3 protein-coding genes are annotated in these 4,432 nt (G+C 74.7%); 2 read left to right on the top strand and 1 reads right to left on the bottom strand.

Annotation, left to right across the window (positions count from 1 at the left end):
- Window positions 1–163: 163 nt before the first annotated feature.
- Window positions 164–1,210: a substrate-binding domain-containing protein gene (locus tag ACWGB8_RS37920; RefSeq protein ID WP_452218213.1), complete on the bottom strand. Its 1,047-nt coding sequence runs from the start codon at window positions 1,208–1,210 to the stop codon at window positions 164–166.
- A 923-nt stretch (window positions 1,211–2,133) separates the two neighbouring features.
- Here ACWGB8_RS37920 and uppS point away from each other — a divergent pair.
- Complete coding sequence (gene uppS, locus ACWGB8_RS37915; RefSeq protein WP_452218215.1) at window positions 2,134–2,823, top strand: polyprenyl diphosphate synthase; 690 nt, start codon at window positions 2,134–2,136, stop codon at window positions 2,821–2,823.
- Entirely contained in the window at window positions 2,817–4,358 is a 1,542-nt protein-coding gene (locus ACWGB8_RS37910; protein WP_452218214.1) for an oxygenase MpaB family protein, read from the top strand. The genes uppS and ACWGB8_RS37910 overlap by 7 nt, the downstream gene beginning before the upstream one ends.
- Window positions 4,359–4,432 lie beyond the last annotated feature (74 nt).

Below are 4,432 nucleotides of genomic sequence, written 5' to 3'. Positions count from 1 at the left end.
CAGGAGCAGCCGATGAGCCGCCGGGACGGCACCCGCGCCGATGTCATCCCCATCTCCGACGCGCCCTCCGCCCACCCCCCGGCGCCCCCCACCCCCCCCCGCCGCCCCCCCCTGCCCCGCCCCCCCCCCCGCCCGCCCCGCGGGCCGGGCCGGTTCCGGGGTGTCAGCTGCAGGTGACGCCGGAGGACTTCCAGGTGGCCGCGTCGACCATGGTGGTCGGGGCGAAGGCCTCCTTCGGGAACTCCTTGCCGTTCTTGAGCTTGTCGTACATGGTCTGGACGGCGAGGGCGCCGACGTCCTTGCCGTTGATGAACAGCGCGGCCTTCATGCCCGACGGCTTGGTGCCGCTCCAGTTCTTGCAGGCCAGGTAGGCGCCCAGGCCGACGCCGATGACCCGGTCGGCGCCGATGCCGGCGTTCTCCAGCGCGGTCACGCCGCCCTGGACGTTCTCGTCGTTGCAGCCCCAGACCACCCAGTTCTTGACGCCCGGGTTGGCGGTGACGGTGGCGGCGATCTTGTCCTGGGCGCCGGTGGGGGTGTTGTCGGTGGCGACGTCGATGTTCTGCACGCCGGGGGCGGTGGCGGAGAACGTCTCCCGGGCGGCCTTCACGCGGTCGCCGCAGACGGTGACGTCCTGCTTCCAGGCCGATATGGTGCGCGTCTCGGCCGGGTTCCAGCCCGCCTTCTTGAACTCCTCGGCGGCGCGCTTGCCGACCTCGCTGCCCATCTGCTGGCCGGAGAAGCCGATCCGGGCCACCAGGTTGTCCTTGGCGCACACCGACGGGTCCGGGCCGTTGGTGCAGATCTGGTCGTCCGAGGTGAGCAGCGCGACCTTGGCGTCCTTGGCGGCCTGCACGACCTGCGGGCCGACGGCCGGGTCCGGCACGACGATGATGATGCCGTTGGTCTTCTGGGCGACCGCCGCCTGCACCTCGCTGATCGTCTTGTTCGCGTCGTTGCCGAGGTTCACCACCTTCAGGTCGACGCCCAGCTCGGCGGCCTTGGCCTTCGCCCCGGCCGCCTCGCCGACGAAGTACTCCTGGTCGCCCTGCTTCTGCAGGTAGGTCATCGAGATCTTGCCGCTCACCGTCGGAACCGCGGCGTCGCCGCCCTTGACGGATTCCTGGCCGGTGGAGCAGGCCGTGGTCAGGCCGAGGGCGAGCAGCAGGGCCGTCGCGGCGGACGTACGGCCGGTGATGGTGCGGATCATGGTGAGCTCCTTCGAGCCTGCGCCGGGGAAGTGGCGCATCGTGCGGGTGCGGGGAGCGGCGGCCCGATGTGCGGGTGGGACCGACCGTGGGTGGGGCTTGGGGTGACTCCGGGACGAACTGTCGATCACAGCGGAAGCAAACCCCCATGAACCAACATGTTCAAACGCGATGCAACATATGACAGCCGGGTTACCAGCCGACGTCAAGGGACTCCGTCGGACGAGATCACCTTGTGACCATTCAGCACGTCAACCGCCGTTGCGGAGCAGCGCCGAACGCCAGCACACCGGTGGGCGAACACCGCCGACGGGCGGTGCGGGCGGTGGCCCGGCCGCGGTGTCCCGTCGGATGGGGGCGGAGGGGGCGGTGGCCCGGCCGCGGTGTCCCGTCGGATGCGTCGGGAGGGCGGGTCCGGTGCGGGGCTCCTCCGGCGCACGTCCATGAAAGCCCGGCACGGCCCGACGGCTCTACGGGCGCGGGCCCGGATTCCGGTGACGTTTCCGTCTCGGGTGGGGGGTGCCCGGACGCGCGGGCACACCTCTCATGGGTAGTCCGCCCCCGCCGGTAGGGGTCGACCGGGTAGTGCCCGCCCGGACCCGCGGGTGTCCGGCCGGAATCCGCGCCCGCCCGGCGGGCCGGGGCGGGCGCGGATTCCGGCCGGGGTGCGCCGCGCACGCTTCCGGGCCCGGAGGCCGGCCGTCACTGGAACGGGTGAAGATCCCCGGAGTCCCGGACGGCCCCCGGCAGCGACCGGAACGCTGATCGCAGGCGCGCGGCACCGCGGCGCCGCCCGGGACCGAAGGGGGAGGACGTGTCGGTGGAGCAGGTCGTCGGGGGCCCCGCGCCGCCCGTGGAGGCGGCGGTACCGCGACAGGTCGCCGGGCCGGGGCCGGGCCCGGTGCCGCACCACGTCGCCTGTGTGATGGACGGCAACGGCCGCTGGGCGGCCCGGCGCGAGCTGCCGCGCACCTCCGGCCACCGCGCGGCCGAGACGACGGTGATCGACGTCATCGAGGCGGCCCGGTCGGCGGGGGTGCGGTGGCTGAGCCTGTACGCCTTCTCCACCGAGAACTGGCGGCGTCCGGCCGACGAGGTCGAGTACCTGCTGCGCCTGGTCCGCCGGGTGGTGCGCAAGCACGCCCCGCTGCTGCACGCGCGCGGCATCCGCTGCCGCTTCCTCGGGGTCACCGATCCGCGCATCCCGCCGGCGCTGGCCCGCGACTTCGCGGACCTCACGACGCTGACCGCCCGCAACCGGGGCATGACGCTGACCGTGGCGTTCGACCACGGCGGGCGGCGGGACATCGTCGAGGCCGCGCGCTCGCTGATCCGCAGCGGCGCGACGGCCGAGGAACTGGACGAGGAGCGCTTCGCCGCCCACCTGCCGTTCCCCGACACCCCCGACGTGGACCTGGTGATCCGCACCTCCGGGGAGCAGCGGATCTCGAACTTCATGCTCTGGCAGGTCGCCTACGCCGAGTGGGTCTTCCCGCCGGTGCTCTGGCCCGACTTCCGGGCCGGGCACTTCCTGGAGTGCCTGGACACCTACCGACACCGCCGGCGCCGCTTCGGCGGGGTGGCGGACCATCCGAACGGAGAACCCCGATCGTGACCGAGACGACCGACCACCCCGGCGGTGCGGGCACCGTGCCCGGGGCCGCGGGAGGCCCGCCGCCCGGTCCCCCGCCCGGCCCGCTGTTCGGCCCCGGGACCAGGTTCCACCGCCTGTTCGACGACCCGTGCTGGGCGCTCGCCATGATCCGGGCGACCGTACTGGAGGCCGCCCACCCGCAGATCGGTGCGGCCCTGCTCGACAGCTCGACCTTCGTGGCGCACCCGTGGCGCAGGCTGCACAACACCCTGCGCAGCCTGCAGCGGATGGTCGGCCCGGACGAGACCGCCCGGGCCCGGGAGGCGGCCCGGCTCAACCGGCTGCACGGCCGGCTGAACGGCAGCGACGCGGCGGGCCGGCCCTACGACGCGATGGACCCGCGGGCCCGTGCCTGGGTGGTGGCCACGATGTTCGAGAGCGCCGTGACGATGTTCCGCTGGAGCGGCCGGCCGCTCGACCGGGCGGCCATGGAGGAGCTGTACGGCGAGTTCCGGGCCTTCCTCGCTGTCATGGGCGATCCGTCCGGCCTGCTCCCGGACGACCTGCGGGAGTTCTGGCCGACCTACGACCGCGTGGTCGAGGAGGAGCTGGAGAACACCGAGGCGCTGCGGATCATCCTGTACCACCTGTTCGACCACCTCCCGGCGCCGCCGCTGCTGGCGGGCCTGCCGACGGTCTGGGCCGCCGGGCGCGCCGTGGCCGGGCCGGCGATCGGCGCCGTCACGGTCGCCTCGCTCCCGGAGTCCTTCCGGCGTCGGGCCGGGCTGACCGAGCTGCCCGGCGGCCGGGCCCTCACCCAGAGCGCCTACCTGGCCCTGGGCACGGCCCGGCTGCTGCCGGACGGCTGGCTGACCGCCGAGGCACTCCTCGAACTGCTCTCGCTGTCGCCGGACAGCGACGATCCCCGGGTCCGGGCGCTGGCCACCGCGGGCGACCGGCTGAAGCGCCTCGGGGCGCTGCTGCGGCTGATGACCCCGCTGCCGGACGAACCCGACGGCCGGGCCGCCCCGGCGGGCCGGCCGGGGCGGCCGGGGCGGCCCGCCCGCGACGGCGCGGCGCAGCGCAGCGCGGAGGAGTTCTTCGACGCCGTGCTCGACCAGACCGGGAACGGCTTCCTGGACTGGCCCGATCTGGCGGCCATGGCGCGGGAGCAGGCCGGCCGGCTGGATCTGGACGAGCCCGCCGAGACCCGGCTCTACGGCGCGTACGCCGCCTGGTGGAAGGAGCTGCAGTCGGCCCTCGACACCGACGGCGACGGCCGGGTCAGCCGCCAGGAGTACGCCGAGGCGGCCCCGGCGCTGGCCGGCCCGGCGCTGATCCGGTTGGCCGAGGTGCTGTTCGACGCCGTCGACGCGGACGGCAACCAGGCGATCGACGCCGACGAGTACCGGGCCCTGTTCCGCACCGGCTTCCGGCGCGAGCCGCTGGACGCCGACGGGACGTACTCCCGGGCGGCCTTCGTCCGGGAATTCCTCGCCTTCATGGCGGGGCGCCGGCGCTCCGCCGCCTACGACCCGCTGTTCACCCAGGCCTGAGCCGCCGCCGGCCCCGGGGGGGCGCCCCGGGCCGGGGGCGGTGGGCGGGCACGCGGGGGTCGGGCCCGGTGGGG

This window comes from Kitasatospora sp. NPDC054939 (genome assembly GCF_053610105.1).
Note: the sequence above shows the minus strand (reverse complement) of the source record. Positions and strands in the feature narration are given on the sequence as shown.